Source organism: Thermodesulfovibrionales bacterium, assembly GCA_035622735.1.
Classification (GTDB): Bacteria; Nitrospirota; Thermodesulfovibrionia; order Thermodesulfovibrionales; family UBA9159; genus DASPUT01.
Map to the genome: position 1 here is coordinate 1 of DASPUT010000060.1, position 3,028 is coordinate 3,028.

The 3,028-nt window shown below is 54.5% G+C and carries 5 protein-coding genes; 1 reads left to right on the top strand and 4 read right to left on the bottom strand.

Translation table 11 applies throughout. The annotated features are described in order from the left end of the window. Positions 1 to 160: 160 nt before the first annotated feature. Positions 161 to 1,159 carry an OmpA family protein gene (locus tag VEI96_03310; GenBank protein HXX57010.1) on the top strand — a complete coding sequence of 333 codons (999 nt, stop codon included), beginning with the start codon at positions 161 to 163 and terminating at the stop codon, positions 1,157 to 1,159. 225 nt (positions 1,160 to 1,384) lie between these two features. Here the strand turns inward: VEI96_03310 and VEI96_03315 are convergent, their stop codons facing one another. The 4 genes from VEI96_03315 to VEI96_03330 form a co-directional block, all read right to left on the bottom strand. Continuing rightward, positions 1,385 to 1,777: a hypothetical protein gene (locus VEI96_03315; GenBank protein HXX57011.1), complete on the bottom strand. Its 393-nt coding sequence runs from the start codon at positions 1,775 to 1,777 to the stop codon at positions 1,385 to 1,387. Further along, positions 1,752 to 2,012, bottom strand: coding sequence for an AtpZ/AtpI family protein (locus VEI96_03320; protein HXX57012.1), 261 nt, complete (start codon positions 2,010 to 2,012; stop codon positions 1,752 to 1,754). The genes VEI96_03315 and VEI96_03320 overlap by 26 nt, the downstream gene beginning before the upstream one ends. Further along, positions 2,009 to 2,548, bottom strand: coding sequence for a molecular chaperone TorD family protein (locus tag VEI96_03325; protein HXX57013.1), 540 nt, complete (start codon positions 2,546 to 2,548; stop codon positions 2,009 to 2,011). The genes VEI96_03320 and VEI96_03325 overlap by 4 nt, the downstream gene beginning before the upstream one ends. Before the next feature lie 124 nt (positions 2,549 to 2,672). Continuing rightward, on the bottom strand, positions 2,673 to 3,028 hold a 356-nt coding region (locus VEI96_03330; protein HXX57014.1), incomplete at its 5' end, for a cupin domain-containing protein.

Consider the following 3,028-nt stretch of genomic DNA (forward strand, 5'->3'; position numbering starts at 1 on the left):
GAAGCCCGCAAATGAAATTGCTTGAGTGTAAAGCATACCGCAAATTATGTCAACTCTTTTTTCACCAATCGGTGCCGGTCCATTGCGCGGAGAACAGGATAAATCTGTTGACAGGGCGGATGAATGATTATATTATAGGAAAAATTTGTTAGGAGGGAAGATGCGAAGAAGCTCGCTGGTGATTCTTTTGTCCGTCCTGATCTCGTGTTTGCCGGGTATCTCGCGGGCCGAAATACGCGAAGAGAGTTTTGAGCTCAATCCCTATTTCGGATACTGCACCGGCTCTAATTCCCATGTGCTCTGCCACAAGGATTTCTACGGCCTTCGTGCCGGCTATAACATCACGAAGAACTGGGGCATCGAGGGTGCTTTCGACTATGCGGTCTCGACCGCCGACATGTTTCATGCCGATGTCGTCTATCATTTGATGCCCGAGAAGCGGCTGACTCCCTTTGTGGTTGCGGGCGTCGGATTTGCCGATGTGCATCCCAAGCACGGGCACTCCTATGACAGTGTGATGGGCAACATCGGGATCGGTGCCAAGTACGCCATTTCCGATTGTGTGGGCCTGCGGGCGGATCTCAGGGATGTCCAGACCCATTCCAATAATGTGATCGTTTCTGCAGGGCTGACCTTTACCTTCGGAGGGAAGAAGCCGAAGCCCGTGGCCGCAGCGCAGCCTGTTGAGCCCAAGCCCGAACCGACCCCTCTCCCTGCACCGAAACCCGAACCGACCCCTCTCCCTGCGCCGAAGCCTGAAGCTGCGGCTCCCCCCGCGCCTGTAAAGGAGCCTGAAACGGTGCAGCTAGTCCTCGAAGATGTGCATTTCGGCCACGACAAGGCAGCGCTCACGCCGGAGGCGAAAGAGATCCTGAAGAAGAACATAGAGATCCTGAAAGCCCATCCGGGAATGAGGATCGAGATCCAGGGACACACCTCGATGATAGGCACGGAAGAATATAATATGAAGCTCAGCGTAAAAAGGGCGGGCGCCGTGAAGGACTATCTGGTGAAGGAGGGAGGGATATCCCCCGACAGCCTGAGCGTGAAAGGGTACGGAAAGACAGAACCGGAACTGATCGAGAAGTACCCGAAGAAGAAGGAATCGAACGAAGCCAGAACGAACAGAAGGGTTCACTTCGAAATAACCGTGAAATAGCAGAATGTCTCTCGCCGCCGATTTTCCGGCGTGCAAGGGCAAGCATGAAATGGTTCGAAGTCTTGTACATGCGATAAGATTCCGAAGGTGAGGCATTACAGGATTTTACCGAGAGTGGTAATCCCACGTTGAGGAAAATACTGTTTGGGGCGACTCTTTCAATGGATCGCGATACAAGACTTCTCACCACTTCTCACTTGCCTTTGTGTTTCGAATTGAACGGGGTTATTGCCTCTCTGCCTGATGCACCGCCTCTCTTATAAGCACCAGAAATACCACGAGCATTCCCGTCAGCAGGCCCAGGAAATTAATGAGTTTGAGGGCGGTGAGGGCGATGATGACGGCAAAAAGGATGAGGAGGCGGAACATGCTCACGAACACGAGTTTCGCGTTGGCCCTGGAGCTTCCGAGCAGTCTTTCGAGACTCCAGATGAGGCCGTTAATATTGGCGAGGCCGAGCAGGCCGCCGATGACAATGCTGACAGGGACGAAGACGGGATTTCCGAAGATCCTCAGGAACCTGAGGTTTTCCGCCTCCCAGTTCACGGCGAAGGAGAGGAGCGTCAGGGGAAGGATCACGAGGGCGCTTTTCTTAACGATCCTTTTCCCGATTCCCATTGTCCCTCCCGGCGAGCCTGAAGAGTTCACGGAACGCCGCAATGATGCCGAAGATGAGGAATATGACGGTGAGCCAGGGGAAGGTGTGGAAGAGCTTGTCGAGAAAGTAGCCCATGGCAAAACCGACGAAGATCGAAAGGGCGAATTGTATACCGATCAGCCCGACGGTAAAAAGCTGCCTGAAGAGCGCCTTGTCCTCCGGTCCTTTCTTTCCCTTGTCTGTCCGGTCGTTCACTTGCCCTCCAACCCTTCGTAATCGGATGACAGATACTCCTTGAGGAGCGCGGCCGCTTCCCTGTAAAAAGTAGTCCGGCAGTGTTTCATGACTTCGTCGCAAAAGACAGGCACCCAGGTGAGGAGATGGTCTCCGAGGAACGCTTTCTGGTCCTCGGAGAGGCCGCGCTCTGCGAGATAGCTCATAAACAGCAACTCAAGGGAGAGGTGGTCGGGAAGAAGATTCGTTTCCTCATCGATCATCAGGTCCGCGGTCCGGTAGAGCCTCTGCACCTCTTCCGTCGCCTTTCCCCAAAGCCGCGGCTCCTCTCCCAGAGGGTAGTTATAGAGCGACTCGTAAGGCTGCAGATGACCTGTCTCGTCGAGAAAGAGCTGTCTGAAATCAGCCCCAATTTCCTCCGCCGTATCGTTAAACTCCATAGTCAGTAATGCCTTGATGCTGAGCAGCGTTTCTTCCGAAGGCTCCTGCATGAAGAGGGAGGCAAAGAGTCGGTAAAAGGCAGCGCGTTCGGACCCGCTGTCATCGAAATACTTCACGATCACTCCGGAAGGTCTGTGGGAACTACCCTCGGAAAAGGCCCGGGGTTGCTGCGGAGCACGACCCCGGGACGCAGAAAACGCAGGAGGGCGATGATGAGGCGTACCCTGGCGGATGCACACATTACCTGCCGTACCTGTCGTCCAGTCTTCTGATGTCGTCTTCTCCCACGTATTCACCGTTCTGGACCTCGATAATTTCGAGAGGCACCTTCCCGGGGTTTTCGAGCCTGTGAAGTGTAGATTTCGGCACATAGGCGCTTTCGTTTTCGTGGATGAAGATGTCCCTGTCGCCGATGGTGACTTTGGCGGTGCCCTTCACCACAATCCAGTGTTCGCTCCTGTGATGGTGCATCTGGAGGCTCAGCCTCTCCTCGGGCTTTACCATGATCCGCTTTATCTTGTATCGGTCGCCCTCTTCGAGGACCGTGAATTCTCCCCAGGGGCGGTAAATCGTCCGGTGCTCTTCGGCCTCTATCC